Source organism: Candidatus Phaeomarinobacter ectocarpi (assembly GCF_000689395.1).
In the GTDB taxonomy this organism is placed as follows: Bacteria; Pseudomonadota; Alphaproteobacteria; order CGMCC-115125; family CGMCC-115125; genus Pyruvatibacter; species Pyruvatibacter ectocarpi.
This window is the reverse complement of the sequence record NZ_HG966617.1, coordinates 830,121-857,052: the sequence shown is the minus strand read 5'-3', so window position 1 is coordinate 857,052 and position 26,932 is coordinate 830,121. Positions and strand designations below refer to the sequence as shown.

At 59.3% G+C, this 26,932-nt stretch carries 24 protein-coding genes; 17 read left to right on the top strand and 7 right to left on the bottom strand.

All coding sequences use genetic code 11. From position 1 onward, the window contains the following. Nucleotides 1–126 precede the first annotated feature (126 nt). On the top strand, nucleotides 127–1,377 hold the full coding sequence (locus tag BN1012_RS04060; protein ID WP_145973413.1) for an MFS transporter: 1,251 nt from the start codon (nucleotides 127–129) through the stop codon (nucleotides 1,375–1,377). Nucleotides 1,378–1,418: 41 nt separating this feature from the next. Here the strand turns inward: BN1012_RS04060 and BN1012_RS04055 are convergent, their stop codons facing one another. After that, nucleotides 1,419–2,330, bottom strand: coding sequence for a crotonase/enoyl-CoA hydratase family protein (locus tag BN1012_RS04055; protein WP_043948630.1), 912 nt, complete (start codon nucleotides 2,328–2,330; stop codon nucleotides 1,419–1,421). A gap of 229 nt (nucleotides 2,331–2,559) precedes the next feature. Here BN1012_RS04055 and BN1012_RS04050 point away from each other — a divergent pair, with 229 nt between their 5' ends. The 7 genes from BN1012_RS04050 to BN1012_RS04020 all read left to right on the top strand — a co-directional run bounded on the left by BN1012_RS04050 (nucleotide 2,560) and on the right by BN1012_RS04020 (nucleotide 9,088). Next, on the top strand, nucleotides 2,560–4,101 hold the full coding sequence (locus BN1012_RS04050; protein WP_043948629.1) for an AMP-binding protein: 1,542 nt from the start codon (nucleotides 2,560–2,562) through the stop codon (nucleotides 4,099–4,101). Continuing rightward, on the top strand, nucleotides 4,082–4,843 hold the full coding sequence (locus BN1012_RS04045; protein ID WP_145973412.1) for a gamma-glutamylcyclotransferase: 762 nt from the start codon (nucleotides 4,082–4,084) through the stop codon (nucleotides 4,841–4,843). The genes BN1012_RS04050 and BN1012_RS04045 overlap by 20 nt, the downstream gene beginning before the upstream one ends. A 98-nt stretch (nucleotides 4,844–4,941) precedes the next feature. Next, on the top strand, nucleotides 4,942–5,394 hold the full coding sequence (locus tag BN1012_RS04040; protein WP_043948628.1) for an OmpA family protein: 453 nt from the start codon (nucleotides 4,942–4,944) through the stop codon (nucleotides 5,392–5,394). A gap of 178 nt (nucleotides 5,395–5,572) precedes the next feature. Continuing rightward, nucleotides 5,573–6,025, top strand: coding sequence for a MaoC family dehydratase (locus tag BN1012_RS04035; RefSeq protein WP_122381338.1), 453 nt, complete (start codon nucleotides 5,573–5,575; stop codon nucleotides 6,023–6,025). Between the two features lie 133 nt (nucleotides 6,026–6,158). Further along, the gene (gene msrB / locus BN1012_RS04030) at nucleotides 6,159–6,599 is read left to right on the top strand and encodes a peptide-methionine (R)-S-oxide reductase MsrB (RefSeq protein WP_043948626.1); all 441 of its coding nucleotides are present in this window, start codon (nucleotides 6,159–6,161) and stop codon (nucleotides 6,597–6,599) included. Nucleotides 6,600–6,604: 5 nt separating this feature from the next. Then, nucleotides 6,605–8,683, top strand: coding sequence for a S9 family peptidase (locus BN1012_RS04025; RefSeq protein ID WP_043948625.1), 2,079 nt, complete (start codon nucleotides 6,605–6,607; stop codon nucleotides 8,681–8,683). Nucleotides 8,684–8,701: 18 nt separating this feature from the next. Then, nucleotides 8,702–9,088: a DUF2513 domain-containing protein gene (locus tag BN1012_RS04020; protein ID WP_043948624.1), complete on the top strand. Its 387-nt coding sequence runs from the start codon at nucleotides 8,702–8,704 to the stop codon at nucleotides 9,086–9,088. A 7-nt stretch (nucleotides 9,089–9,095) separates the two neighbouring features. Here the strand turns inward: BN1012_RS04020 and BN1012_RS04015 are convergent, their stop codons facing one another. Continuing rightward, entirely contained in the window at nucleotides 9,096–11,084 is a 1,989-nt protein-coding gene (locus BN1012_RS04015; RefSeq protein WP_043948623.1) for a glycoside hydrolase family 5 protein, read from the bottom strand. A gap of 160 nt (nucleotides 11,085–11,244) precedes the next feature. Here BN1012_RS04015 and BN1012_RS04010 point away from each other — a divergent pair, with 160 nt between their 5' ends. From BN1012_RS04010 to BN1012_RS03995, 4 genes are all read left to right on the top strand, one after another. Beyond that, nucleotides 11,245–12,324, top strand: coding sequence for a serine hydrolase domain-containing protein (locus tag BN1012_RS04010; protein ID WP_081826202.1), 1,080 nt, complete (start codon nucleotides 11,245–11,247; stop codon nucleotides 12,322–12,324). A 218-nt stretch (nucleotides 12,325–12,542) separates the two neighbouring features. Beyond that, nucleotides 12,543–12,854, top strand: a complete 312-nt coding sequence (locus BN1012_RS04005; RefSeq protein ID WP_043948622.1) for a hypothetical protein — start codon at nucleotides 12,543–12,545, stop codon at nucleotides 12,852–12,854. Then, entirely contained in the window at nucleotides 12,851–14,101 is a 1,251-nt protein-coding gene (locus BN1012_RS04000; protein ID WP_081826201.1) for a serine hydrolase domain-containing protein, read from the top strand. The genes BN1012_RS04005 and BN1012_RS04000 overlap by 4 nt, the downstream gene beginning before the upstream one ends. A gap of 155 nt (nucleotides 14,102–14,256) precedes the next feature. Further along, nucleotides 14,257–15,156, top strand: a complete 900-nt coding sequence (locus BN1012_RS03995; protein WP_043948621.1) for a DMT family transporter — start codon at nucleotides 14,257–14,259, stop codon at nucleotides 15,154–15,156. 305 nt (nucleotides 15,157–15,461) lie between these two features. Here the strand turns inward: BN1012_RS03995 and BN1012_RS03990 are convergent, their stop codons facing one another. Further along, complete coding sequence (locus tag BN1012_RS03990) at nucleotides 15,462–16,457, bottom strand: NAD(P)H-dependent flavin oxidoreductase (RefSeq protein ID WP_043948620.1); 996 nt, start codon at nucleotides 16,455–16,457, stop codon at nucleotides 15,462–15,464. A gap of 216 nt (nucleotides 16,458–16,673) precedes the next feature. Here BN1012_RS03990 and BN1012_RS03985 point away from each other — a divergent pair, with 216 nt between their 5' ends. The 3 genes from BN1012_RS03985 to BN1012_RS03975 all read left to right on the top strand — a co-directional run bounded on the left by BN1012_RS03985 (nucleotide 16,674) and on the right by BN1012_RS03975 (nucleotide 19,634). Then, nucleotides 16,674–17,576, top strand: a complete 903-nt coding sequence (locus BN1012_RS03985) for a LysR family transcriptional regulator (protein WP_043948619.1) — start codon at nucleotides 16,674–16,676, stop codon at nucleotides 17,574–17,576. Beyond that, nucleotides 17,576–18,532, top strand: coding sequence for an alpha/beta fold hydrolase (locus tag BN1012_RS16625; RefSeq protein WP_052534523.1), 957 nt, complete (start codon nucleotides 17,576–17,578; stop codon nucleotides 18,530–18,532). The genes BN1012_RS03985 and BN1012_RS16625 overlap by 1 nt, the downstream gene beginning before the upstream one ends. Nucleotides 18,533–18,626: 94 nt before the next feature. Beyond that, on the top strand, nucleotides 18,627–19,634 hold the full coding sequence (locus BN1012_RS03975; protein ID WP_043948618.1) for an NAD(P)H-dependent flavin oxidoreductase: 1,008 nt from the start codon (nucleotides 18,627–18,629) through the stop codon (nucleotides 19,632–19,634). 30 nt (nucleotides 19,635–19,664) lie between these two features. On the opposite strand, the gene BN1012_RS03970 is transcribed toward BN1012_RS03975, so the two are convergent. After that, nucleotides 19,665–20,687 (bottom strand): SDR family NAD(P)-dependent oxidoreductase, encoded by a 1,023-nt coding sequence (locus tag BN1012_RS03970; RefSeq protein WP_043948617.1) that lies wholly within the window; start codon nucleotides 20,685–20,687, stop codon nucleotides 19,665–19,667. A gap of 133 nt (nucleotides 20,688–20,820) precedes the next feature. On the opposite strand from BN1012_RS03970, the gene BN1012_RS03965 reads away from it, so the two are divergent. Both BN1012_RS03965 and BN1012_RS03960 read left to right on the top strand, forming a co-directional pair. Continuing rightward, on the top strand, nucleotides 20,821–21,702 hold the full coding sequence (locus BN1012_RS03965; protein WP_244442944.1) for a LysR family transcriptional regulator: 882 nt from the start codon (nucleotides 20,821–20,823) through the stop codon (nucleotides 21,700–21,702). A gap of 96 nt (nucleotides 21,703–21,798) precedes the next feature. Continuing rightward, nucleotides 21,799–23,043: an acyl-CoA dehydrogenase gene (locus BN1012_RS03960; RefSeq protein WP_081826199.1), complete on the top strand. Its 1,245-nt coding sequence runs from the start codon at nucleotides 21,799–21,801 to the stop codon at nucleotides 23,041–23,043. A 9-nt stretch (nucleotides 23,044–23,052) separates the two neighbouring features. Here BN1012_RS03960 and BN1012_RS03955 read toward each other — a convergent pair whose 3' ends face one another. The 3 genes from BN1012_RS03955 to BN1012_RS03945 all read right to left on the bottom strand — a co-directional run bounded on the left by BN1012_RS03955 (nucleotide 23,053) and on the right by BN1012_RS03945 (nucleotide 26,901). Further along, the gene (locus BN1012_RS03955; RefSeq protein ID WP_043948615.1) at nucleotides 23,053–24,066 is read right to left on the bottom strand and encodes an MraY family glycosyltransferase; all 1,014 of its coding nucleotides are present in this window, start codon (nucleotides 24,064–24,066) and stop codon (nucleotides 23,053–23,055) included. Continuing rightward, on the bottom strand, nucleotides 24,066–25,346 hold the full coding sequence (locus BN1012_RS03950; protein WP_145973411.1) for an O-antigen ligase family protein: 1,281 nt from the start codon (nucleotides 25,344–25,346) through the stop codon (nucleotides 24,066–24,068). Before BN1012_RS03950 ends, BN1012_RS03955 begins: the two co-directional genes overlap by 1 nt. Before the next feature lie 109 nt (nucleotides 25,347–25,455). Further along, the gene (locus BN1012_RS03945; protein WP_043948613.1) at nucleotides 25,456–26,901 is read right to left on the bottom strand and encodes an aldehyde dehydrogenase family protein; all 1,446 of its coding nucleotides are present in this window, start codon (nucleotides 26,899–26,901) and stop codon (nucleotides 25,456–25,458) included. Between the last annotated feature and the right edge of the window lie 31 nt (nucleotides 26,902–26,932).

Genomic DNA, 26,932 nt, shown 5'->3' with positions numbered 1-26,932 from the left:
AAACCCTTGCGTTCCCTTGAAGATTCCCATGGCTGGACTGACAGGCGCATATCGCTGACAATACGTCAGAGCACTGGATTGTGAATCCACATCGCCGCCCCTCTCCTGCAGACCGGAAGTACACGCGTGACCGACGCCATAGACCATCATTCGCCAAATGAAGCCCGCTGGTACATGACCGGACATGCGGCCTATTTCCTCGCAGCCGGTATTCAGGGTGTTCTGGTTTCGTGGCTGGTGACGATCGTTCTGGCAGAAACTCCCGAGCGTGTGGGCATTGCACAGATGTTCTCAATGCTGCCCATGCTGGTGTTCATTATGGTTGGAGGCGCGTCGGCTGATCGCGCAGAACTGCGCAGCCACCTTGTGCGTCTACAGGTTTTCGTCGCCGTGCCGTCCTTGGTGCTGGCTGCGTTCATCATGTCCGACGCCCTCACCTATTGGGTGGTGCTGGCATATGTCGGTGTCATGTCCACGACTGCCGCGTGGATTGTTCCAGCGCGCGACTCCATGCTCACACGCATTGCCATGCGCTCAATGGGTGGCGCCATTCCCCATGCTGTTGCGATGGCAACGGCTGCACAATTTGCAGCCCAGGTCATTGGGATGCTGGTTGCTGCTGCGGCCGGGCTTTTTGGTGCTGTGCCCTATCTCGCTTTCCACGCGGCGATGTCGCTGCTGACAGCGTTTTCGACCAGTCGCCTTGATGAAGCCCCCCCTGCCCCGCGCGCCGCACAGACCCATTCGCGTTTCAAGGAAATGATGGAGGGCATGTCCATGACACTGGCGGACCCCGACATCCGCGCGATCATGATCCTGATGGGCGTTGGCGGCGTCTTCTACATTGGCGTGTTCATGGTGATCTTCCCGTTGCTAGCCCGGGATGTGTATGGCGGCGGCGCCTTGGAGATTGCGCTGTTCACCTCGTTCTTCTTTGGTGGCATCGGTGCCTCCAGCTTCATCCTCACCCGGCTGCCCGAAATCAAACGGCAGGGCCGAGCGATCATGCTGGCCATGTGCATGGGGTCCGTCACCATGACGCTGGTGCACTTTCAGCCACCGCTCTGGCTCGTGCTGGCACTTGTATTGATCTGGGGCATGTCTGCGGGTGTGAGCATGTCTACGGCCCGCGCGATCGTGCAGGCCCGGGCGCCTGAAAGCCATCGAGGGCGAATGCTGGCAGCCTTTCAGGTCGCCATGATGGGCGGCGGCCCCATCGGCTCATTGCTGGCGGGCTATGTGGCGAGCAAGCTTGGGTTGTTTGACGCCATCCTGGTGCCACCGGCCTTCATGGTGGTGCTGTGGCTCGGCGTCTTCTTCTTCACGGACCTGTGGAAAGCGGATGTCCGCAGCGTCGTGCCGCAACCTGCCGACTAGGCAGATCGCGGCACCACATCGTGTCGTTGGGGTGTTGTCGTCTAGCTGTATTTGCGCTCTTCCCACCACGGATAGAAACTCGGCATGTCCTTGGATGGCTTGCACGGGTATTCCGGCTGGCGCTTTTCAAGGAAGGACATGACGCCTTCCTTGGCGTCTTCCGTCTGACCGCGCGAGTAAATCGCACGGCTGTCGATCTTGTGCGCTTCCATGGGATGATCCGCACCCAGCATGCGCCACATCATCTGACGGGTCAGGGACACGGATACGGATGACGTATTGTCCGCAATCTCGCGAGCAATGCGGCGCGCTTCCGGCAGCAGGTCTTCAGGCTCGTGCAACGAGCGAACAAGACCGCCATCGAGCGCTTCCTGCGCATCAAACACGCGGCCTGAATAGCACCACTCAAGCGCCTTGGAGATGCCAACGACGCGCGGCAGGAAGTAGCTGGAGCAGGCTTCTGGAATGATGCCGCGGCGCGCGAACACAAAGCCGAAGCGCGCCTTGGTGGAAGCAATGCGGATATCCATGGGCAGCTGCATGGTGACACCGACACCAACCGCCGCGCCATTGATGGCACCGATAACGGGCTTGATGCTTTCGAAGATGCGCAGGGTCAGGCGTCCACCGCCGTCGCGCACTTTTTCGTCAGACCAGTCGATCTCACCATTCTTCATGGCGCTGCCTGCTTTGTCCGGGCGGTCGTCACGGGCCTCATAGTCAAATGTCTTGGCGCCCTGGGACAGGTCAGCACCGGCGCAGAACGCGCGGTCGGCACCGGTCACGATGATGGCGCGGACGTTGTCATCGGCATCGGCGCGATCAAAAGCGTCAATCATCTCCATCATCATCTCGCCGGTGAAGGCATTCATCTTTTCAGGACGGTGCAGCGTCAGCGTCAGCACGCCGTCATCCAGATCATAGAGGATGGTGTTGTAGGTCTTGTCGGCCATTGGGTCGTCTCCCTGAGTATTGGGGCTGTATGCCTTGTGGAATTGTGTGTTTCTGTCGGGCGGGAGTTTAGCGTGGTCTGCGCACAAGGCTAGTTGCCGTAGGGTCAACCGCCTGTCTGACCCTCACCGCGCGCAAATGCTTGTGGGGGAGGCTGAACGGCTATAATTCATTAGGAAAGCTGCAAAAAAGCAGCGTGCCTGCACAAATGCTCTTTCAGGGAGACCGACAATGCATCCGGCTGATCACGCCCAGACATCGCCTGACAAACCTGCCTACATCATGGCAGCCACCGGTGAAACGGTGACGTATAAGGACCTGAACGACCGCTCCAATCAGGGTGCGCAGCTGTTTCGCAAATATGGTCTCAAGCGCGGCGATGCCATCGCGATCTTCATGGAAAACAATGCGCGGTTCATGGAGCTGTGCTGGGCGGCACAACGCTCCGGGCTCTACTTCACCTGTATCTCCTCACGGCTGACAGCCGGCGAAGTAGAGTACATTGCCGGTGACTGCGGCGCGAAGCTGTTCATTACGTCAGCTGCCATGGGATCTGTTGTCGATGAACTCGTTGACATGATGCCGGGTGTCGAGCACCGCCTGATGGTGGGCGGCACGCGGCCGGGATACGAGTCCTTTGAAGACGCGCGCGATGCGATGCCGGCTGAGCCGATTGCGGATGAAAGCGCGGGCACGGACATGCTGTATTCGTCCGGCACGACCGGTCGCCCCAAAGGGATCAAATCACCGTTGCCTGACGGTCCGATCAATGAAGTGCCGTCGCTGCTGGCACTGATCATGGGGCTGTATGGGGCAGGCACCGAGTCCACCTATCTCTCTCCGGCGCCGCTCTATCATGCAGCGCCTTTGCGCTACAACATGGCCATGCATCGTGTGGGTGCGAGCTGTGTGGTCATGGAGCATTTTGATGCGGAAGAAGCGCTGAAACTCATCGAGAAACACAAGATCACCATTGCCCAGTGGGTGCCGACGATGTTTGTGCGGATGCTCAAGCTGGATGAAGACGTCCGCAAGAAATACGATGTGTCGAGCATTGATTGCGCCATTCATGCGGCGGCGCCCTGCCCCGTTCCCATCAAGGAACAGATGATCGAGTGGTGGGGTCCTGTCATCAATGAGTATTATGCGGGCACCGAGGGCAATGGCTTTTGCGCGCTGAACTCAGAAGAGTGGCTGGCCCACAAGGGCTCTGTCGGCAAACCGCTGATGGGTGAGTTGCACATCTGCGACGAAGAGGGCAACGAACTGCCCGCCGGCGAGGTCGGCACCATCTATTTTGGTGGCGGCAACGAGTTTGAATATCACAATGACCCGGGCAAGACCGCCGAAGCGAAACACCCCAAGGGATGGACGACGCTGGGCGACGTGGGACGCGTTGATGACGATGGATACCTTTATCTGACGGACCGGAAGTCCTACATGATCATTTCCGGGGGCGTGAACATTTATCCGCAGGAAGCGGAAAATCTGCTCGTCACCCATCCAAAAGTGGCGGATGTCGCAGTGATTGGTGTTCCGAACGAGGACTTTGGCGAAGAAGTGAAGGCCGTTGTGCAGCCTATGGACTGGGCTGAAAAGGGACCGGAGCTGGAAGCAGAACTCATTGAGTTTTGTCAGTCGCAACTGGCCAAGATCAAATGCCCGCGGTCGATCGACTTTGACCAGGAATTGCCCCGCCACCCAACCGGAAAGCTGTATAAACGGCTTATCCGTGACCGGTACTGGGGCAACCGTGACTCGAAAATCGTCTAGCAGCAGCACACGCAAGAAGAACGGCCAGCCAGCGACGTCGGCATCTTTGTTGAAGATGTCGCCGGACGGCATGATTCTGCGCGAGAACTTTACGCCCGAACGCATGGAAACGCTTCGCCGCGAGCTGGCGGAACGCGGCGACAATTCGCTGCTCACCGAAGAGCAGCGCGAAGACAACCGCCGTCAGTTCCTGCGCCGGTGGGACGGCAAGTCCGACATCTGGGTGTTTGGCTATGGCTCCTTGATGTGGAACCCGGCCATTCATGTGGCCGACACCAAACCCGCCAAGGTGTTTGGCCTGCACCGGTCGTTCTGTCTCAAGCTGCCCCTGGGACGCGGCACGCCGGAGCGGCCGGGATTGATGCTGGCGCTGGACCATGGCGGGTCTTGCCAGGGCATGGCGCACCGAATTGCAGCGCATCAGGTGGAAAGCGAAACCGAGATTTTGTGGATGCGCGAAATGATCGGTGGGTCCTACAGGCCCACTTGGATCAACCTGCAGATGAACGGGCGCACCATCAAGCAACCCGCGTTCACCTATGTCATCAACCGGGCGCACAAACGCTATGCGGGCAAGGTGAAGGAAGACACGATTGTGCGCCGCATTGCGCGCGCTGAGGGCCAGCTGGGGACCAATCGTGAGTATCTTTACCGGACAGTAGAGCGGCTGGACGCGCTGGGGATCAGCGCCGGGCCCATGCACAAACTATGTGACCGGGTGCGGGACGTGGCGGGCGACTAGGCTTCCATAGATTGAACCTCGCCTCTTGGATTCGTCTGCGCTAACATCTGCACCGCGTGTTAGGTGCAGATCATTCGATTCATCAAAGGCAAAGTCTCATGAACCGTTTCCTTTTATCTGCTGTCGGTGTTGCCGCGCTGGCGTCCCTTGGATTGATGTCCTCCGGTCCAGCCCATGCCTGGGCGACCAAGTGCGACAACAATGTGGATGCCCAGATCGACGATGAATACCGCATCTATTTCCACACGTCCGGCAATGAACTGAGTGAGGAGTCGATCAAGCGCATCGATCGCGCCCACTCCATCGCATCCGCGCGCGACGTGGCTCAGCTTTGCATCGTCGGGCAGGCCAGCAAGGAAGGCGATTCCAAGCGAAACGCCAACCTGGCCTATGGACGTGCCGAAGCTGTGGCCAAGGCGTTTGTGGCGCGTGGCTGGCGGCGGGACCAGATCGTGGTGAAATCCAAAGGTGAAAGCTGGGGTTTCATGACCGACTGGCTCACCGATGACAGCGCTGCTGACCGCCGGGTGGATGTGACGTTCTCCTACTAGCGTTTGCGGCTCATGCGGTGTGGTTGTCTCCCAGGCTGACCGATAAACACTGGCTATTGGCAGCGGCACTGTCACACGGCTAAAGTCCGCCTGACTTTTTCACCTTGCCTGGCGGCAGCGCAGCATATTCCGCGCGCTGCCGGGCCCGCCTACAAACAACAAAGGGAGACCACCCGCCATGCGCATGTTTGAAAACATCGAAGAAATGACCAAGGAAGTCGGCAAAGAGATCGGCGTCAGCGACTGGGTCCAGATTGACCAGGACCGCATCAACCTGTTTGCCGAGGCCACAGGCGACCACCAGTGGATCCACCTGGATGGGGAGCGCACGCAAAAAGAACTCGGCATGCCGACGATTGCCCATGGCTACCTCACACTGTCCCTGCTGCCGATGCTTCAGGGCAGCGTTTCCGGCATCAAGAGCGTGACCCGCGGCATCAACTACGGCAGCAACAAGGTTCGCTTCACGGGCATGGTTCCCGTGGACAGCAAGGTGCGCGCCCGCGTCAAACTGGTCAATATGGAGCCCAAGTCCGGCGGCATGCAGATGACCAACGAAGTGACCATGGAAGTGGAAGGCTCTGACCGTCCTGCGATGGTTGCTGAAACGCTTTCGCTTGTTTTTGAATAGGCCATACACACCCTAATCGCGATAAATTGACCGGCGGGTTTCATTGAGACGCCTGCCGGTCTTCCTATATCTGGACCCAAGTAGCCAAGTACCCAAGTTGGGAACTTCCACTCTTCAGACTGTGAGGCATGCCATGAGCGATCCTACGCGCGCCCTTTGGACAAAAACCAAGAAGGCCAACAAGGTTGAGAAATCAGAAGCTGAATGGCAGGCGCAACTGACGCCGGAACAGTTTCATGTTGCTCGCAAGGCAGGCACGGAGCGTGCCTTTACGGGTCCGAACTGGGACCAGAAAGCAGCTGGCGTGTACAACTGCGTTTGCTGCGGGCAGGCGCTGTTTGATGCAGAGACCAAGTATGACAGTGGCACCGGCTGGCCCAGCTTCTATGCCCCTGTGGCCGAAGATGCTGTGGAATATGTGGCAGACAAATCGCTGTTCTCCACCCGTACGGAAGTCGTGTGCTCGAACTGCGACGGGCATCTGGGTCATGTGTTTCCCGACGGCCCTGCACCTACGGGCCTGCGCTATTGCATGAATGGCCTGGCCATGGATTTTGACCGCAAGGAAGACTGACACGCATGACACTCTCGGCACCGGCAGCCGCCCGCAAACCAACACAAGAAACGCATCACGGGCGCACGCGCAGTGATGACTACGGGTGGCTGCGGGCCGAGAACTGGCAACAGGTGATGCGCGAGCCGGACACCCTTGATCCGGACATCCGCGCCTATCTTGAAGCAGAGAATGCCTACACCGACGCGCAGATGGCACCGACGAAGGCGCTTCAGGACACGATCTTTGGCGAGATTAAAGGCCGCATCAAAGAGGATGACAGCTCGGTGCCTTCGCCCGATGGCCCCTTTGCCTATTACTCTCGCTGGGATGCCGGTGCGGAGTATCCGCTCTACTGCCGTCAGCCGCGCGACGGTGGCGAAGAGACCATCATTCTCGATGGGCCGGTTCTGGCTGAAGGCGAAAGCTATCTGAAGATCGGTGATGCTGCGCATTCGCGGGACCACAAACTTCTGGCCTTCAGCGTTGATACTGCAGGCTCGGAGTATTTCTCCGTATCCGTAAAGAATCTTGAGACCGGCGCGCTGCTGGCTGACACCATTCCCGATACATCCGGTGGCGTTGTTTGGGCGGATGACAACGCGACGCTTTTCTACACTGTGCAGGATGGGAACCACCGACCACACAAGGTCATGCGTCACGTACTCGGGACGCCTGTGGCGGACGATGTCTGCATCTACGAAGAAACCGACCCCGGCTTCTTTGTCGGGGTGGGTCAGACACAAAGCGGAAAGCTGATCCTGATTGACAGTCATGATCATCAGACATCTGAAATCCGTTTCATTCCCGCCGCCATCCCTGACACCGCACCGGTTCTGATTGCGGCGCGTGATGACGGCCATGAGTATGATGTTGAGGAATGGGAGGGCCGCCTCATCATCCGCACCAATGCGGCGAATGCGGAAGATTTCAAGCTGGTTGAAACGCCGGTTGCGACGCCGGGCCGGGAAAACTGGAAAGACCTCGTGCCGCATGCGCCCGGCACATTTGTGCAGGCGCATTTTGCTCTCAAGGGCCACCTGGCCCGTCTCGAACGGTTTGGTGGTCTCCCCCGCGCGATCATCCGCGACATGGCGACAGGCGACGAGCACGCCATTGCCTTTGATGAAGAGGCCTACTCGCTGGGACTGGCCGCGGGATATGAATATGACACCTCCAAAGTGCGGTTCACTTACTCATCCATGACCACGCCTGCCGAGCAGTATGATTACGACATGGCGACGCGGGAGCGTGTGTTGCTGAAGCGCCAGGAAGTGCCAAGCGGGCATGACCCATCTGACTATGTGACGCGGCGGCTCATGGCGACCGCGCCTGATGGAGAGCAGGTGCCGGTGTCGCTCATCCATCACAAGGACACGCCACTGGATGGCTCCGCGCCCTGCCTGCTCTATGGCTACGGGGCGTATGGGATCAGCATTCCGGCGGGGTTTTCGGTTGCTCGCCTGTCGCTTGTTGATCGCGGATTTGTCTATGCCATTGCGCATATTCGTGGCGGCAAGGACAAAGGATATCAGTGGTATCGTGGCGGCAAGCTGCAGCAGAAGCCCAATACGTTCACGGACTTCATTGCTGCGGGTGAACATCTGATTGCGCAAGGCTTTACATCCAAAGGCCACATCGTTGCGCAGGGTGGTAGTGCCGGCGGCATGTTGATGGGTGCGGTTGCCAATATGCGGCCGGACTTGTTTGCGGGCATTGTAGCCGAGGTGCCGTTTGTGGATGTGCTGGCGACCATGCTGGACGATACCCTGCCCCTCACCCCACCGGAGTGGAATGAGTGGGGCAACCCGATCGCCGATCCTGAGGCATATGACTGGATTGCGGCGTACTCGCCCTATGACAATGTGAGCGCGCAGGACTACCCGGCGCTGTTTGCGCTGGGCGGGTTGGCTGACCCCCGCGTGACCTATTGGGAGCCTACGAAGTGGGTAGCGAAGTTGCGGGCGCTTAAGACCGACGACAACCTGCTGATGCTCAAGACCAACATGGAAGCCGGACATGGCGGCAAGTCGGGCCGCTTTGAAGGCCTGCATGAAGTGGCCGAGGTCTTTGCATTCTGCCTGATGGTGACCGGCAAGGCTTAACTGATTTGGAGGCTTCATATGAAACGAGATATGGATTTTGTGCGAGGAATTCTCCTAGAAGTTGAGACCCTCAACAAACCCAAGATGGCTGAATTTCTTGATGCCGATTCGACAGAGTCTGATCTGAAAAAACTAGGCTATCACCTTGCCATGCTTGTGGAAGAAGTGGGGTATCTGAAGGGCATGCCAGTGCCACTTCTGGGTGGCAAAATTTGGCACGACCTCGAACTCACATGGCAGGGCCACGACTTTCTTGACAGTGTCCGCGACGACAACGTTTGGGAATTGACCAAGAAATCTGCCGAAAGTGCCGGTGGATTCACTGTTGAAATACTTGCAGCGTTGGCAAAGGGCTTCGTCAAACAAAAAATTGAAAAGCACACCGGCATCCCAATTGAAATCTGACGCAGACCTAGGCGCCAGTTGACGGCTGCACCACGATTTCCAGACGGCTCCCTTCGGTCCCGGAAATGGTCACAACCTGACCGTCTCCGATGAATGATGCATTGCCGGATGTCAGGCTGATATCGCAACCGGACCCGTAATGCAGGCGGGGGATGTAGAGCTCGGTTTCGGAAGCCTCACCATCGAGTTTGATCTCGGCTTTGAATTTGCGCGTCTTGAGATCAAATCCGTGGGACACAAGCTCGCCCTGCGCACGGCGCACATACGGACGGCAGAAGCCCTTGAGGCCGCGTCCGCCGGAATCCTTGTCGAGCGGATTGTCCTGCTGATCGCGGGAGAAGATCGACAGGTCTTCCTGGTTCCACCCGTCGCCGATCGCCTGATCATTGCTGTTGGATGCAGTGTAGTTCCAGTGTGCTGTCGAAAGCAGCAGCGCATCCATGGCGTTGTACATCAGATCAAGAGATGTCTTGTGCATCTCCCATGGCTTATCGCTGTGATCGCCTGCGGCCCAGGCCTTGTAGGCCGCTGCCTGATCAAGGTCATAGGGGATACCGAATTCACCAATCAGGGTTGGGGCGCCCTTGCCGCCATTGAGTGTGCGGGCTGCCTGTTTGATGAGATCAAGCTGCTCCACATACTGGGCCTGAATGGCATCCGGCCCTTCGATAACGCGGCCATTGAACGGATTGACGGCGGTTGGGTACATGAAAACCTTGGTCACAAGGGTCACGATGTCATACCAGTGGCTGGCATTGACCGTGTTGTCCGGCGAGCCTTCCGGGAAGCCTTCACCGCTCAGACCACGGAACGGGTCGAGTTCGGCAAAGACCATCCAGTCTGATTTGATCTCACGAATGCCATCCGCCACCCGGTTGAAGAACGGCGCCATGTAGTCCGCTTCCAGATCAACGGGCTTGCCATTGCGATGGGTGAAGTATGTCTCGTTGACGTCTTCGGCTTCGCCATTGGCATTGAGGCGATAGGCCCCTGCCTGCTCGAACGGGCACGCAACGCCGTCGCGCCAGATGGGCACGCGATTGTCGTTGGCGCGTTCTTCGCCGGTGACCTTCATCTTCATTTCCGTGGCATCAAAGCTCACGACCGGCACGGAGCGCGGGATGCCGCGGGCAACCAGCAGTCCATCAAGCGGTGACCATGCCGGGCCGGGAGATACACGCTCAGGATGCTCCTTGGATTTTTCTGTATGCTGATAGCTCGTCTCGTTGGCAATCCAGCCGGAGCCGGGCTCATTGAGCGTGTCGAACCCAAGGACGTGCGGCATGTCTTTCACGCGCCTGGCGATCTGCTGCATGGCGCCCAGATAGTGGCTTTGCAGAAACTCCTGCGCGTTGACGCCATCAACCATCAGGTCTGGTGCAAAGTCAGCGCCTGCGAAAAACAGCGTCCACATGATGGCGTTGCCGGGGCGGCGGTAGTTCTGCGCCCATGTCATGGTGGGATAGGTGTCTTCCTGACGGCCACCGCCACGCTCAAAATCATAGCAATGCTGCATGACCTTGGCGGAACCGGACTCATGGAATTTTGTGAAGTCGAGGCCGCATTTTTCAAATGTCCAGCCGGGTGCACCATCGCCGCCTGACATGCGCGACCAGACGTCCTGATGGAAGTCGATGAACACATACATGCCATGGTCGCCGGCGCGGCGGCAGACATCAGCGATGTAATCCAGATAGGCCTCGTCATACTGACCGGGCCCTGCGTGCTCACACGACTCCCACGTGGTCAGAAGGCGCAGGCAGTTGAAGCCCCAGTGCTTGAGGCGGCCCAGATGCTCGTCCGCTTCATCAATGGGGAACGGCCGGCCGATAAAGCTGACCTCCCGGTGATCGGAAAAATCGGTGGGGATGTGGGTGCCACCATCCGGGTAAGGCAGCTTGCAGTCACCCCCCAGATTGACGCCGCGCAGGATGACATGACGGCCCGCTTCGTCCACGAAACGGTCTCCCTCAAGGTGCAGTTTTGGCAATGACATATGAGCAGGCCTCCCCGGCGTGCAGGATCGCGCTCCGGCACGTGTTGCTTGTTTGGGCAACTATGCCAGAAAGACGGGGCTCATTGGGAGGCCAAAAAACTTCGCCCCGCTGCATCAAATCAAACTTGCGAAGTGTGGGGCGTGTGGCAAGGTGCGGCCCATGACAGATACATCCAACCTCCCCACCCTTCCCTCGCAGCCAACCAATGTTGACTGGCCCAATGGCGACTGGCCGACCGGCACCGCCACCACCGCCAACCATGTGGCGCTGGGTGACCTGCTGGACCACGCGTTTTCTGACCCCAATGGCGACGGCAAGGGGCCCGATGATATGGGCCCGACCCATGCCTTTGTGGCCATTCAGGGCGGCAAGCTGGTGTCGGAAGCCTATGCGGAGGGGTATGGCCCCACCCAGACCTATCCGTCCTGGTCCATGGCCAAGAGCATGTTGCAGGCCTTGATCGGCATTGCGGTGCGCGACGGCAAAATGTCGATTTTTGACCGGGTCGGTGCGCCGGAATGGCCAGCGGGGGATCCGCGAGCGGAGCTCACCTTTGACCAGCTGCTGCGCATGGCGAGCGGGCTGGAATTTGATGAAAACTACGTGGATGGCGACATATCGGACACCATCTCCATGCTGTTTGGCGAGGGTAAGGCGGATGTGGCCCATTACGCGGCCGACAAGCCGCTGATCCATCCGATTGACAGCGTTTTCAACTATTCAAGTGGGACCACCAACATACTGGTGCGGGCGCTGTCCACGGTGCTGGGCGATGGTGAGCCGCTCTCGGCGCAGGACTTTGAAGCCTTCATGCGGACTGAGCTGCTGGACCCCATTGGCGTCACCCATGCCGTCCCGAAATTCGACGGTGTGGGGACCTGGATCGGGTCCTCCTACTGCTTCATGACAGCGCGGGATTTTGCCCGGTTCGGGCTGCTTTATCTGCGCGGCGGTTGGTGGGGCGACAGGCAAATTCTGCCAAATGGCTGGGTAGACTACGCGCGCACCCAAAGCAAAGTGCCCACCGGGGATGATGAGTTCATGGGCTATGGCGCCCATTGGTGGCTGGAAATCGCAGGCCCCGGCACGTTTTCGTGCAATGGCTATGGCGGGCAATACATCGTGCTCGTGCCGGAAAAGGACCTGATCCTGGTCCGTCACGGGGACAGCCATGACGTTCAGGGCGATGGCGTGAAGCGCTGGATCAAGGATGTTGCGGACTGCTTTGCTGTCGCCTAGCGGACATTAGCTCAGGTTTGATGCCGTCTTCTCAGGCTTTGGTAATCTTAAAGCGTGAATGAAGCGATGAATCTGCCGACTCGGCGCAACTGAGTCTTGCCCCGTCGCGTCGTCTATCCAACAATGGCTCGCAGAAAAACGAAGACAGCTGCGCTGGCCCTTGAGAAACAGGGGGACCTGCAGCGGCGATGGCCGGTTGTCCGGCCCTGGGGGACTGAGTGACCAATATTGTTAATCTTCCGCTCGACCGGATAACCGATCGCGACCGAACGCGGCTGTTTCAGGCTGCTGCAGGCTCGCCTCTCGATATCGACGTGGTCACCAACGAAGACGGCAGCCCCTGCGTGCTGGTCTATCGCTGCGGCTGGACCCATCCCAGCTTTCGCATCGAAAAGGCTGCGGGCCTGTGGAAAGCATTTGACCTTGAACACGGCAATGACCAGCCGGCCTATCAATCGCGCATGCTGACGGACCTCGTCGCGGCGCTGAGCTATCCTGAAGAACAGCAGAACAGGCCCACAGCATCATGAACGCTCCCCTCATCAACGACCCGACCAGCGCCGCCAAACAGGCGGGCATGTGCCCGGACCGACTGGCGCGCATCACGCCGTTTTTTCAGAGCTATGTGGACCGCAAGAAGCTTGCCGGTCTTTCAACGCTGGTGTGGCGCAAAGGCGAGCTGGCGCATTTTGACGTGCAGGGGCAGATGGATGTGGAGCGCGGCAAGACGCTGACCCATGACACCATCTTCCGCATCTATTCCATGTCGAAGCCGATCACCTCGGTTGCCGTCATGATGCTGTTTGAGGAAGGCCGTTTTCAGCTGGAGCACGAAATCGGCCGCTACATTCCTGAACTTGGCGACCTGAAGGTCTATGCGGGCGGACCTGCGCGCGGCATGGCTGTGAAATCTGCCAGCCGTCAGGTGACGATCCGCGATCTGCTGACGCATATGTCCGGCTTTACTTACGGGTTCATGGAAGTGCATCCGGTGGACGAAGCCTATCGCCACTTCAAAATCGGCGGCGTGGACCTCACAACATCCAACCTTGAAGAATTCTGCAAGTTGCTGGGCCGCATGCCGCTGCTGCACAATCCAGGTGAAGCGTGGAGCTACTCGGTGTCCACGGATGTGCTGGGTCGGCTGGTGGAAGTTGTCTCGGGCATGTCGCTGTTTGATTTCTTCAACACGCGCATCTTCCAGCCGCTGGGCATGACGGACACGGCGTTTCAGGTGAGTGCCGACCAGATGCCGCGCTTTGCTGCCAACTATCAGCGCGACCCCAAGACCAAGTCCTTTGCACTGGCCGATGATCCGGAGACCGGTCGCTATGCGCGTGCGCCGGTGTTTACGTCTGGCGGCGGCGGGCTTGTGTCGACACAGTCCGACTATCTCAAATTCTGTCAGATGCTGCTGCGCGGCGGGACGGCACCGGACGGCACACGGCTGCTGTCGCGCCCGACCATCACGCTGATGACCAAGAACCATCTGCCAGGTGGACAGGACCTTGAAGGTCTTGCGCAAGGTGCGTTTTCTGAAACCACAAATGCCGGCATCGGCTTTGGCCTTGGCTTTGCGGTGACGGTGGATGAAGCCAAGTCGCAGATCACCGGGCCCGACGGCACCTATTACTGGGGCGGTGCGGCCAGCACGATTTTCTGGATCGATCCGTCGGAAGACCTGATTGCAATCCTGATGACGCAGTTGATGCCATCAGGAGCCTACCCGCTGCGGCGCCAGTTCCAGCAGCTGGTCTATGCGGCCATCAACGACTAGGGCTCTTTGCCACCCCATATCCGCTTTCCCTCCGGCTTGACCGGAGGGAAAGCGGGGACGGAACGGAAGATGCCGATACGCATGGCTGGCATGAGTGGCATCCTGCTGGCATTGGGGCTTAGAACCTAGGCACCCTTCCCTGCCCGGATCTTTCCATGCCGCTTTGGATAGCTTTCACACTCGTTGCGGCGTTTTCACAGAACGTGCGCTCTGCCTTACAGAAGAGTCTGGCGTCCGACCTGACGGCGACGGGGGCCTCTTATGTGCGCTTCCTCTACGGCCTGCCCTTTGCGGTGCTGTATCTCATTGTTCTGTTACAGGTTACCGGCGAGACAACGCCTCAAATCAACACGACGTTCGTTGTGTCTGTTCTCATTGGCGGCGCAGCGCAGGTGGTTGCAGCCGTGCTCCTTGTACGGATGTTTGCCCTGCGCGTGTTTACGGTCGGCACGACCTACTCAAAAACCGAAACAGTGCAGACTGCATTGATCGGGTTTGTTGTGCTTGGGGAAGTGGTCGGGCCTTATGCCTTTGCAGGCATTCTCATCAGCTTCATTGGTGTCATCGCGCTTTCGGTTGCGCGCACGGCTGTGACGCCGCGGGCCATTCTCACGTCGCTTGGATCACCAGTTGCCCTCATGGGTCTTGGGTGTGGTGCCGGGTTTGCCATTGCGTCTGTGTGCTACCGCGCTGCCTCGCTGGCGCTTGAAGACAATGGCTTTGCGGTTTCTGCGGCGACCACGCTGACCGCCGTCCTGATCTGGCAGACGCTGATCATGAGTGTATGGCTGGGGCTGCGCGACCGGGACTCCCTGAAACAGAGCTACGTGCGGTGGCGGCCCGCACTTGCTGTCGGCATTGCCAGCGTCATTGGCTCCATTGGCTGGTTCACGGCTTTCGCGCTGGAAAATGCCGCCTATGTGAAGGCGCTGGGGCAGATTGAGCTGGTGTTTGCGCTGGCGACATCCACCCTGATTTTCAAAGAGAAAACCAACCGGGCGGAGCTTGCGGGTATTGCGTTGGTTGTGGCCGGGCTGGTGCTGATCATCCTCTAAGCCGTGTCCCCGGACTTGATCCGACGCCTACATGCCGTGCGGCAGGGCGCGGTGCCAAAGAGTTCGGTGCCGCAAGAGGCAATGCGAGTGGACCCCGGGTCCAGCCCGGGGATACGGGAGTGTTTTGGATTCGAGACCTTTCATCTCCGCTCTCCCTCCGGCTTGACCGGAGGGTCTATCCGAGCTGCCGATGGGCCCTCCGGTCAAGCCGGAGGGAAAGCGGGTATTGCGGTTTGGTTGGCCCATGAAAAAGCCCCGGACGCTTGCGCATCCGGGGCTCCTGTTCTTGCGGAATGTTTGCGGGCTTATTCAGCGGCCTGGGCTGCAGCACCGGAGACAAAACCGTTGAGGCGGTTTTGAATGATGCCTTCTGCTTCAGCCACGATGCGGCTCACCAGCTCATCCACGGTTGGAATGTCGTGAATGAGGCCCTGGATCATGCCGGCGGACCAGATGCCGTGATCAGGATCGCCTTCCGAGTACACCAGCTTGCCACGGGCACCGGCGACGAGATGCTGGATCTCCTCAAACTTGGCGCCTGCGCGTTCCTTCTCAAGCACTTCCTGAGAGATGGCATTTTTGGCAACGCGGGCGGTGTTATGCAGGGTACGGAAGATCAGGTCTGTGCCGCGCTCGTCGGTGTCGACCATCTTCTGTTTCACGTTGTCGTGGATGTCGGCTTCTTTGGTGGCGCAGAAGCGCGTGCCCATGTTGATGCCTTCAGCACCCAGGGCAAGCGCTGCCACGAGGCCGCGACCATCACCGAAACCGCCTGAGGCGATCATCGGGATCTTGACCTTGTCGGCGGCTGCCGGGATCAGGATCAGGCCGGGGATGTCGTCTTCGCCGGGGTGACCGGCGCACTCAAAGCCATCAATGGAAATGGCATCAACGCCCATACGCTCTGCGGACAGGGCGTGGCGAACGGCGGTGCATTTGTGGATGACCTTGATGCCGTGTTCCTTGAAGTGGTCCACATGCTCCTGCGGCTTGTAGCCGGCGGTCTCAACAATCTTCACGCCACTGTCGATGATGGCCTGACGATATTCAGCGTAGGGCGGAGGCTTGATGGCTGGGAGGATGGTGAGGTTCACACCAAACGGCTTGTCGGTCATCGACTTGCAGCGCTCGATTTCCTTGGCCAGATCGTCCGGCGTTGGCTGGGTGAGGGCCGTGATGAAGCCAAGGCCGCCGGCATTGGCAACGGCTGCCACGAGCGGCGCTTTGCCGACCCACTGCATGCCGCCCTGAACGATGGGATGTTCGACGCCGAACATCTCGGTGAAACGTGTCTTGATCATGGGATACTCCCTGTTGGCCATCTTGGCCTGTTGGCCGTCTTAATTATTTGGCACGACGCGTTGTGGCGCCAGCTTTCTGGATATCTTGATGACCGGTGTTTTAGCAGGTTTGCAAAGCGCCTTGCACCCCGACACCTGTTCAGATTTGTTCAGCGGCCTGTTAGATTAGCAACAAGGCGGCAAAACGCTGCGGAAACCTGACGGGACACCAGATAAATGAGCCAGGCGAATTGGGACCTCTACCGGGTGTTTCTGGCGGTTGCGGAGGCGCGCAGCTATTCCGGTGCGGGTCGCCAGCTGAAACTGAGCCATGCCACCGTGGGCCGCAAGATTACGGAACTGGAGGAGGCGCTGGGCACAAAGCTCTTTGTGCAAACCAATGACGGGTTCGGGCTGTCGCCGGGCGGTGAAAAGCTGAAGGCGGAAGCCGACGAGATTGCATCTGCCGTCCTGCGTGCGGGACATGCGTTGTCTGACGCCAGCGGCACGCCGCAGGGCATCGTGCGCGTGTCCACGGCTGCGACGCTGGCGGGCTACTGGCTGATGCCGCATATGAGCGCGTTTACGGAACGCTATCCGCAAATCGAGATCGAGTTTGTGACCGATGCATGGCCGGCCAGCGTCACCCGGCGCGAGGCCGAGATTGTTATCCGGCTCTATGGCCCGGGCGAGGAAAACCTTGTGGGGCGCAAGATCGCCCGGTGTGGCGTCGCGTTTTATGCGTCGCGTGAGTACGCGGACGCCAATGGCCTGCCGCAGCAGCGAGGTGAATGGGCAGATCATCGGCTGATTGGTTTTGCCGGTGAAGCCAATGACGCCGAACTGGCGCGCTGGGCGGCACATGTGACGCGCGGCGCACCGACCTATCTGCGCTGCTCTTCCATGGCGGACATGGTGAGTGCCGTGCGGACCCATGGCGGTATTGCGCCTCTGACCTGTCTGCAGGGCGATGCACATGCAGACCTCGTGCGGGTGGCGCCGGAAAAACTGTTCAGCGCCACGGATGTTTGGCTTCTGGCCCATCCGGATCTGACAAATACGCCTGCGGTGCGGGCGGTGCTCGACTTTATCGCGGAAGCGGCCAAGACTGACCGCAACATGCTTCTGGGGAGGATATGATGGGCATTCGTTTTTTTGCGGCACTCGTGTTGGTGGCTGCTGCGGCAGCTGGAGCCGCGCGGGCCGAGGACACGCGCGCATTCTCCTTCATTGAAGCCAACGGCGTTGAGCTGGCCTATCTGGAAGAAGGCACCGGACCACTCGTTGTGCTGCTGCACGGCTACCCGGAAACGGCCCGTGGCTGGAAACAGGTGCAGGCCAAACTGGCGGCGGCAGGCTACCGCGTGGTGGCGCCCAACATGCGCGGCTATGCGCCCAGCGGGTTTGCACCGGATGAAGACTACACCGTGGGCACCCTGGGGGCGGACGCGCTGGCCTTGATTGAAGCACTGGGCGAAAGCAAGGCGGTTGTGGTGGGCCATGACTGGGGCGCGACGGCGGCCATGTCTGCTGCGGTGACGGACCCGGATACGGTGGTTGGTCTTGTCTCCCTGACGATCCCGCATCCCATGGCAACCGAGCCGAGCCTCAGCCTTTTCCTCAATGCGCCGCATTTCATTTACTACCAGTTTCCCTGGGCCAGCTGGATGGTGGCTCGCAACGACTTTGCCCATATCGACGGCATTGTGGAGGCCTGGGCGCCGACCTTTGATGTGGACCGTCGCGATACGACCGCAGTCAAAGAGAGCCTCGCCGTCGAAGGGGGTGTGGAGGGAGTGCTGGGCTATTACTGGTCCATCAGCGCTGACCCGACACCGGGCACCCAGCGGGCGGACAAGGATACCCGCTTCGCCATGCCGTCCCTGGTGATTGCGGGGGCCGACGATGGGGCCCTTGATATTGAGCTGTTCGAAGCAGGCAAGGACGGATTTACCGGGCCCTATACCTATGTGGAACTTGAGGGTGTGGGCCATTTTCCGCAGGTTGAAGCGCCAGACGACGTTGCGGCCGCCCTGCTGACATTCCTGGGAAGCATTGAGCCATGGGGCGATGCCACGCCTTTTCCTGTTCAGTAATGGATAGATAACTGTTCATTCCTGAACTGGACATTCCGGCTCCGCGCGCCAAATATCCTCACAACACCTGATCCTTTTCTCTTGGAGACTTCGCATGGCCATTCCTGCTCACATCCGTGACAATTTGCGGATGCCGGTTATCGGCTCACCGCTGTTTATCGTGTCCGGTCCTGAACTCGTTATTGCCCAGTGCAAGGCGGGCATCATCGGCTCGTTCCCGGCGCTCAATGCACGGCCCGAACATGTGCTGGAAGAGTGGATCGTCCGCATCAAGACGGAACTGGCCGAGTATCAGGCCGCCAATCCGGACAAGAAGGTTGCCCCCTTTGCGGTGAACCAGATCTGCCATGCATCGAATGATCGTCTGCAGCACGACATGGATGTGTGTGTGAAGCACGAAGTGCCGATAATCATCACATCCCTGCGCCCACCGGCATTCGTGGTGGAAGCCGCGCATTCCTATGGCGGCGTCGTCTATCATGACGTCATCAATGTGAAGCACGCCAAGAAGGCCGCTGAAGAAGGCGTGGACGGGTTGATCCTCGTATGTGCAGGTGCCGGGGGCCATGCCGGCTCGCTCTCACCGTTCGCACTTGTACGCGAAGTGAAGGAATGGTTCGACGGCACGGTTATTCTGTCCGGTGCGATTTCCGATGGGTCGTCCATTGCCAGCGCGTTGGCCCTGGGGGCGGACTTTGCCTATATCGGCACCCGCTTCATTGCGACGGAAGAAGCCAATGCGGACCCGGGATACAAGGAATCCCTGATCAAGCATGCCGCCAACGACATTGTGTATTCCAACCTGTTTACCGGCGTGCATGGCAACTATCTGGCACCGTCCATCGAAGACGCAGGTCTTGATCCGCATAATCTTCCGGAGGCGGACAAATCCAAGATGAACTTCGGGTCTGGCGGCAACACCAAGCAGAAAGCCTGGAAAGACATCTGGGGCTCCGGTCAGGGCATCGGCAGCATTTCCGATTCCCCTCCCGTCGCGGACCTTGTGGACCGGCTTGAGGAGCAGTACCGCTCAGCACTGGATGGGCTTAGTGGGCGGTCACTTTTGTCCGCACACGCTGCCAAAGCATCCGCCGCTGAATAAGACCACCCATCAGCCTGAGAATATGACCGGTCATGCAGCTACCGCTGCATGGCCGGTTTCGTTTTGTGGCGATGCGGCAGGCGCCTGTTCGGGCAGGCATCCATGACCCACCAGCGTGACCCGCAGAGCTTCTTCAAGCGGTGTATGCGGCTCGCTGCCAATCACTGATTGCAGCTTGGTGTTGTCCAGCCGGTGTGGCGTTCTCCACAGATAGCGCATCTTCCAAAGCTCTCGGAACGTCTCGTTGAAGACCCCCGCGACCCGGACCATGGCCCAGGGCAGCTTCTTGATGGGCGCGTCGGGCATGCGGGCTGCGTTCCGCAGTGCGTCCGGGAAACTCACACCGGTATCGCCGCCAACCGTGTGGCCCGCAAAATGAAAAATGTCGAAGTTGGATGCCGCAACTTCCGGGTTGCTCAGTAGACGGATGAACGTCTCCGCCAGGTCAGGAAGATAGGCAAAGGCGTGCAGGGTTTTCGGGTCGCCGGGATAGGTGACGGATGAAATCGGCTTTTCGGCCTTGATCATGCCGCCGCCCACCCAGGAGCCCGGGGCATTGGGTCCGAAGAAATCTCCGGCGCGCACAACGAGCGCGGGTTGGGGTGTGCGGCGCAACATATATTCCATCTCGATGCGTATGTTTCCTTTTTCTGTCGGTGGATGCTGCGGTGCATCTTCGCCCAGAACGGGAAACGCGTCGTCGCCATACACGTAGATGTTGCCGGGAAAGGCGATGCGCGCCTTCACCGTCTCGGCAGCCTTGATGGTGTTGGCGAGCATCGGGATCGCCAGCTGTTTCCACTTCTTATAGCCGGGCGGGTTTGCGCCGTGAAAAATCACGTCGCAGTCCTTGGCGGCGCGGGTGACGTCCTTTGCCCGCATGGCGTCGCCTTTCACCCATTCCACGCCCATATCCGCCATGGCGGCGGCCGCCTTTTTGGGGCGGCGGTGCATCGCCCGGACATCCCACCCCGCAGCAAGAGCGGCCTTGGCCACTTCCGAGCCGATGCCGCCGGTGGCGCCGATGACGAGTATCCGTGTGGTCGAGGTCATGATCCTGCTCCTGAAAACGTCTGAGAAATCAGCGGTTTTACCGCTTACCGGACAAAGATGAGGATGCTCGGCCAAAACATAAATTGACGAAATACGTGCAGTTGATAAACATATTTGTATGTCTAGGAACACCATGAGTTGGGACCATTGGCGATCGTTTCTGGCGGTTCTGGATACCGGCTCGCTTTCTGGTGCGGCGGATCGGCTGGGGCTGACCCAGCCGACACTGGGCCGCCACATCGAAGCGCTTGAGGCGGGCCTTGAGACCAGCCTGTTTGTGCGCTCCGTCCGCGGGCTGACGCCAACGGATATGGCGCTTTCTCTGCGGCCCCACGCGGAAGCCATGCAATCCGCCGCTGCAGCGCTGGTGCGATCCGCCAGCGCACCTGCGCAAGCCCTGAGCGGCACCATCCGGCTGACGGTCAGCGAGTTCATGGGCGCGCACGTCATTCCCGGTATTCTGGCGCCGTTCGTCGAGGAGCATCCCGACATCGCCGTGGAACTTGTGCTGTCGGACCATACGGACAACCTTTCCGCCCGCGAGGCTGACATCGCCGTTCGGATGGTCGCGCCGACCCAGGACGCGCTTGTGGGCCTGAGGCTGGGCACTGTGCGGGTGGCGCTTTATGCGCATAAATCCTACGTGGCCAAACACGGCATTCCGCAGTCCTTGAGCGATGACGCGTCTGGCCATCGGTTCATCGGCTTTGACAAGCAGGCCTGGGTCATGGAGCCGCTGCAGGAAGCCGGCTATCCCATCGCCCGCGACTTCTTTTCGCTCAGGACTGACCGGGATGCAGCGCAGGTTGCCCTGCTCAAGGCCGGTGCGGGCATTAGCGGCTGCCACATGCCCTTGGGAAACAATGACCCGGATCTGGTGCCTGTCCTGCATGACGCGTTCGGGTTTGATCTTGAGATGTGGCTGGTAATGCACGAGGACCTGCGCCGGGTGACACGCATGCGGGCGCTGTTTGACCATTTGGATCAAGGACTTAGGTCTTACCTAAAGATGTGACGCTGCGCCCTCTTCGCACGACTTGTTGACGTAGGGGCAAGGGTCTAGTGTCCGCACCTGTCGATTATCCGCCGCCATTAACAAGAGCCAAACACCATGTCTGAAGCCGCCAAGCTGTCCCCCGCTGATGCCCCATTTGACCCGTCGCCGGAAGCGTCTGCGCCGTTTTCGTGGGAAGACGCGTTCTACCTGGATGATCAGCTGACAGAAGACGAGCGGATGGTGCGCGATTCCGCCAAGGCCTACTGCCAGGACAATCTGATGACCCGGGTAAAGGAAGCCAACCGGAACGAGATTTTCCACCGCGAAATCATGACGGAAATGGGGGAGCTCGGCCTTTTGGGCTGCACGATCCCGGAAGCCTATGGCTGTGCGGGTCTCAACTACGTGTCCTACGGGCTGGTCGCGCGCGAGGTTGAGTATGTGGACTCCGGCTACCGCTCTGCCATGAGCGTGCAGTCCTCGCTGGTGATGCACCCGATCTACGCCTATGGGACGGAAGAGCAGCGGATGAAGTATCTGCCGAAGCTCGCCACCGGCGAATGGGTGGGCTGTTTTGGCCTGACAGAACCTGACCATGGATCAGACCCCGCCGGCATGGTCACCCGCGCAAAGCCCGTTGACGGCGGCTACATCCTCAACGGCGCCAAGATGTGGATCACCAATTCACCCATTGCGGATCTGGCGGTGGTCTGGGCCAAGCTCAAGGACGAAGACGGCAAGGACAAGATCCGCGGTTTCGTGGTGGAGCGCGACTTTGAGGGCTTTGAGACACCGAAGATCGAAGGCAAATTTTCGCTGCGGGCCTCTATCACCGGTGAGATTGTCCTGAACGATGTATTTGTCCCTGCCGAGAACCTGCTGCCGAATGTGGAAGGCCTCAAAGGCCCGTTCGGCTGCCTGAACCGTGCGCGCTATGGCATTGCCTGGGGCGCCATGGGGGCTGCTGAGTTCTGCTGGCACCAGGCGCGGCAGTACACGCTGGACCGCAAGCAGTTCGGCAAGCCACTGGCCCAGACTCAGCTGATCCAGAAGAAGCTGGCCGACATGCAGACCGAAATTTCGCTCGGCCTTCAGGGCGCCTTGCGGGTTGGCCGGTTGTTTGATGAAAAACGTGCCGCCCCACCCATGATCTCGCTCATCAAGCGCAACAATTGTGGCAAGGCGCTGGACATCGCCCGTCACGCCCGCGACATGCATGGCGGCAATGGCGTTTCAGATGAGTACCACGTGATCCGTCACGTCATGAATCTGGAAGCGGTCAACACCTATGAAGGCACGCATGATGTCCATGCGCTCATTCTGGGTCGTGCGCAGACGGGTCTGCAGGCGTTTTTCTAGGACACAGTCTCAGGCGACCTCGTCGTCGCGCCCGGCGCCAAGCCGGTAGGCAATCGCGAAGCTGACCAGCCATACAAGCGGCATGATCCACCAGCCGGTTGCCGGATGATGCGCGACATAGACTGCCAATGGCAGGATGACCCCGAGGGACAGCACCCAGAACCGCACAACAACTGGCGCGTGCCCGCCAAGCTTGCGCGACAATCTTTGGTAGACATGGGCGCGATGTGCGCCGAAGTAATCGCCATACAGCCTAATGCGCATGGCCCGCGTAATGGTTGCGTCTGCGATGAAGGGCGTCATCAAAATGCCCCATGCCCACAGGGTCACGTCCTGTGCAGAAGCAATGGCGACCACGCCAATGACGAGACCCAAAAACCCCGATGAAACATCGCCCATGAAAATGGTAGCCGGTGCCCAGTTGAAGACAAGGAATCCGGCTGAGGCGGCTGCCAACAGCAGCATAAAGGCCGCCAGACCAAGGGCGTCTGCCTGCCAGAGTAGCGTTGCCCCTGCCAAGCCGACAAAGACCGTGTGGCTCGCCGCCAGGCCATCTATTCCATCCATGAAATTCGTGAGGTTGATCATCCAGACCAACCCGATAACGGCCATGATCCCGCCGATCACACCCGGTTCCCACGTCTGAGCACCAACGGGCAAGACACTGACACCGCCGACAAGCACCACGACCGCCAGGGCAATGGCCACCTGAACGATAAGTCTTAGCGACGCAGACAGGCCCTTGCGGTCATCCCAATGGCCAATCAGGGCTATCAATGCGCCGCCACCGCCAAGCGCAACCGCATGCGACAAGGGCAGATGGCCACCCCAGTAAAGGACCGCAACACTCACCAATGCGGTGACGACAATTGCAATGCCTCCGCCCCGCGGTGTTGGAACGGTGTGGGAGCTGCGCTCATTGGGCACATCCAGTTGGCGTGTCTTTGCCCACATACAAACAAACGCGACGATGTTGAGCGACAGCGTGAAGGAGAGAAGAACCGCAAGATATGCATGATGCATCAGGATGTTCTTTCCGACGCGAAAATGAGCGCGAGCATCGCGTAAATCATCCCCAGGGATGCAACCCACCAATATTGCCAGATCCCATAGCTGAGATGGGCCACTGCCAACCCGACGACCAATCCGGCCATAAGGGCCGCGCGGGCCACCGGTTGGTCTGCATAGGCATGAACTGTCCGCGTCATCGCGAACATGAACAGCGCGAAAATCAGTGCGCCAACGCCTCCAAGCTCAAGCCATATCTGGATCGAGGCATTGTGCGGGTGCAGGGGAAGCGCCTGGAAAGCATAGGGGTGACCGGGCACCAGTTCAGCCAGATTTGCCCCTTCGCGACCCAATGTGCGCGCGGCTTCAATGCCGTAACCTGCAATCGGTCGCTCGGCAATGAAGCCCGCCGCGTAGTCCCAGATTGCAACCCGGTGGATGATACTGATGTCCGATGACGCAAGCGCATCATGCAACGCTGTATAGGCGGTCTGTGCAAGCCACGGGGATGTCACAACGCCAACGGCAACAAGAGCAGCAAGCGCTACGCCCAATCGGCGGCTTTGACCGATTTTGGGTATGAGCATGATCAAACCGACGGCCAGCCCAAGCCCCAAAGCCAGCATCGGGGTTTGTGTCGGGACCAAGGCAACTCCCGCACACCCAACGGCAAAGGCTGCCACTGCGCCAAGACGCTGCCCGCGTTGCCATAGAATGCCTGCAATCGGCAAAACCAGAATGGCTGCAATGGACGCAATGTGGCTCAGGCGGTTTGCCAGGTACAATTCCTGAAAATAGGTCACGTCCGTGCGCCGCTCTTCCAAAGGTGGCAGCCCATTCACAAACAGTTCTCCATTGACATAGTACCGAGCAGTCCGCAGCAGCGGCATGTCGAACAATGTCTCAATGAGCAGGAGAACCAGCACCAGGCAACTCGCGATCAAGGCCCAGCGCGCTGCGAGGTCCTGCGTTTTCTGCGATTGAGTGAGACATAATGCGGGCAGGACGATCGCGGTGATAACCATCGCTGCAATCCGCAGCCCGTTTGATATGGCTTCAGATCCGGCGATCGACCATGACGCGCTGAGTAGCAACCACGCAACCAACGCTGCCCCAGCCCACAGAGCTGGGCTTGACGTTACCTGAAGGCGCAGAGCCGGAAGACGGGTGCCCGTGGCAGCAAACAATAAGGCGACGGCGCACACAATTGGAGGTGCCCGCTCTACAAGGAGCAGTACGATCGCCAGCAATACGAAAACCGTTGCAAGACCAACGCCTGCAATCCTGTCTCTCACGTTGCTGAGCTCCCCTCACTGTGAGGCATCACGGGTCACCTCACCCGGTGACACCTGTGATTACTGGAGCGGACGCAAGTCTGCAACCGTCACCGGAACGACCACGTCCCTAGGCCGGGTCACGAATCACCAGCAACCGGGTTTCTGTCATGTCTTCAATGGCCCAGCGGATGCCCTCACGTCCAAGGCCTGAATCCTTAACGCCACCATAGGGCATGTGGTCGACCCGCCATGAGGGCACATCGCCTACCACGACGCCGCCAACATCCAAGATGTCCCAGGCGTTCATGGCCTTGTAGAGGTCCTTGGTGAAGATGCCGGCCTGCAGCCCGTAGCGGCTCTCATTCACGCTTCGCAGGGCCGCCTCGAAATCACTGAAGGGCGAGAGGACTGCCACTGGCCCGAAGGCTTCCTCACGGACCACATCGCAGTCACCCGGCACGTTTTCCAGCACAGTTGCCTGCAGCATCTTGCCATCCAGATCTCCACCGGTCAGGACACTGGCACCTTTGGCCTGCGCGTCCTGCACCCAGCCATGCAACCGCTGAGCTTCTTTTTCAGAGATCATGGGCCCGATGAACGTATCTTCGTCGTGCGGATTGCCGGCCTTAAGCTGGCTGGCAGCAGCTACAAACCGCGTCTTGAAGTCATCATAAACTTCCTCGTGAACCAGAATGCGCTGGACACCGATGCAGCTTTGGCCCGACTGATAAAACGCGCCAAATATGATGCGCTCCACCGCATCATCGAGATCAGCGTCCGCATCCACGATGCACGCCGCATTGCCCCCAAGTTCGAGGACCACCGGCTTGCGACCAGCTTTCGACTTCAGGTCCCAGCCAACGTCAGCGGACCCGGTAAAACTCAACAGTTTCAACCGATCATCTTCAGTAAACAGCCGCGCGCCGTCGCGGCGGCAGGGCAGAATCGAGAAGGCGCCCTTGGGCAAATCGGTTTCCGCCAGCGTCTCACCAATGATGAGGGCACCGATGGGTGTCAGGCTTGCAGGCTTGAGAACAAACGGGCAGCCGGCCGCCAAGGCAGGCGCTACTTTGTGCGCAGCGAGATTGAGCGGGAAATTGAATGGCGAAATGAAAGAGCACGGGCCGATGGGCACCCGCTGCCACATGCCGCGATACCCCGATGCCCGCTCCGCATTGTCCAGGGGCATGACTTCGCCATAAATGCGCTCAGCTTCGCCAGCGGCAATCCGGAAGGTTTCAATGAGGCGGGTTACTTCCCCGCGCGCATCCTTGATGGGCTTGCCTGCCTCTATGCACAATGCGCGGGACAGTTCCTCGTGGCGCTCCGTGAAGCGCCCAACACAATGATCCAGAACCTCGCGGCGCTGATAGGACTTAAGGGCAGCCATTGGCTCGGCAGCTTCCACTGATGCCCCGATGGCTTCGTCAATGGCGGCTTCGTCTGCCATCGCTACCTTGGTTGCCACCTTGCCGGTGTATTTGTCCTCGACTTCCAGATCGGTGTTCGGCTGGCGTGGCTCGTTGGCCAGATAGTAGGGATATTCGCTTTTGAGTTCGTGATCCTTGGACATGTCCGGCTTACTCCAGTTTCGGCAATGGCTG

Coding starts and splice junctions, on each gene's coding strand:
- BN1012_RS04055 (WP_043948630.1), bottom strand. CDS start 2,330: ATGGCCGACAAGACCTACAACACCATCCTCTATGATCTGGATGACGGC.
- BN1012_RS04050 (WP_043948629.1), top strand. CDS start 2,560: ATGCATCCGGCTGATCACGCCCAGACATCGCCTGACAAACCTGCCTAC.
- BN1012_RS04040 (WP_043948628.1), top strand. CDS start 4,942: ATGAACCGTTTCCTTTTATCTGCTGTCGGTGTTGCCGCGCTGGCGTCC.
- BN1012_RS04035 (WP_122381338.1), top strand. CDS start 5,573: ATGCGCATGTTTGAAAACATCGAAGAAATGACCAAGGAAGTCGGCAAA.
- msrB (WP_043948626.1), top strand. CDS start 6,159: ATGAGCGATCCTACGCGCGCCCTTTGGACAAAAACCAAGAAGGCCAAC.
- BN1012_RS04025 (WP_043948625.1), top strand. CDS start 6,605: ATGACACTCTCGGCACCGGCAGCCGCCCGCAAACCAACACAAGAAACG.
- BN1012_RS04020 (WP_043948624.1), top strand. CDS start 8,702: ATGAAACGAGATATGGATTTTGTGCGAGGAATTCTCCTAGAAGTTGAG.
- BN1012_RS04015 (WP_043948623.1), bottom strand. CDS start 11,084: ATGTCATTGCCAAAACTGCACCTTGAGGGAGACCGTTTCGTGGACGAA.
- BN1012_RS04010 (WP_081826202.1), top strand. CDS start 11,245: ATGACAGATACATCCAACCTCCCCACCCTTCCCTCGCAGCCAACCAAT.
- BN1012_RS04000 (WP_081826201.1), top strand. CDS start 12,851: ATGAACGCTCCCCTCATCAACGACCCGACCAGCGCCGCCAAACAGGCG.
- BN1012_RS03995 (WP_043948621.1), top strand. CDS start 14,257: ATGCCGCTTTGGATAGCTTTCACACTCGTTGCGGCGTTTTCACAGAAC.
- BN1012_RS03990 (WP_043948620.1), bottom strand. CDS start 16,457: ATGATCAAGACACGTTTCACCGAGATGTTCGGCGTCGAACATCCCATC.
- BN1012_RS03985 (WP_043948619.1), top strand. CDS start 16,674: ATGAGCCAGGCGAATTGGGACCTCTACCGGGTGTTTCTGGCGGTTGCG.
- BN1012_RS16625 (WP_052534523.1), top strand. CDS start 17,576: ATGGGCATTCGTTTTTTTGCGGCACTCGTGTTGGTGGCTGCTGCGGCA.
- BN1012_RS03975 (WP_043948618.1), top strand. CDS start 18,627: ATGGCCATTCCTGCTCACATCCGTGACAATTTGCGGATGCCGGTTATC.
- BN1012_RS03970 (WP_043948617.1), bottom strand. CDS start 20,687: ATGACCTCGACCACACGGATACTCGTCATCGGCGCCACCGGCGGCATC.
- BN1012_RS03965 (WP_244442944.1), top strand. CDS start 20,821: ATGAGTTGGGACCATTGGCGATCGTTTCTGGCGGTTCTGGATACCGGC.
- BN1012_RS03960 (WP_081826199.1), top strand. CDS start 21,799: ATGTCTGAAGCCGCCAAGCTGTCCCCCGCTGATGCCCCATTTGACCCG.
- BN1012_RS03955 (WP_043948615.1), bottom strand. CDS start 24,066: ATGCATCATGCATATCTTGCGGTTCTTCTCTCCTTCACGCTGTCGCTC.
- BN1012_RS03945 (WP_043948613.1), bottom strand. CDS start 26,901: ATGTCCAAGGATCACGAACTCAAAAGCGAATATCCCTACTATCTGGCC.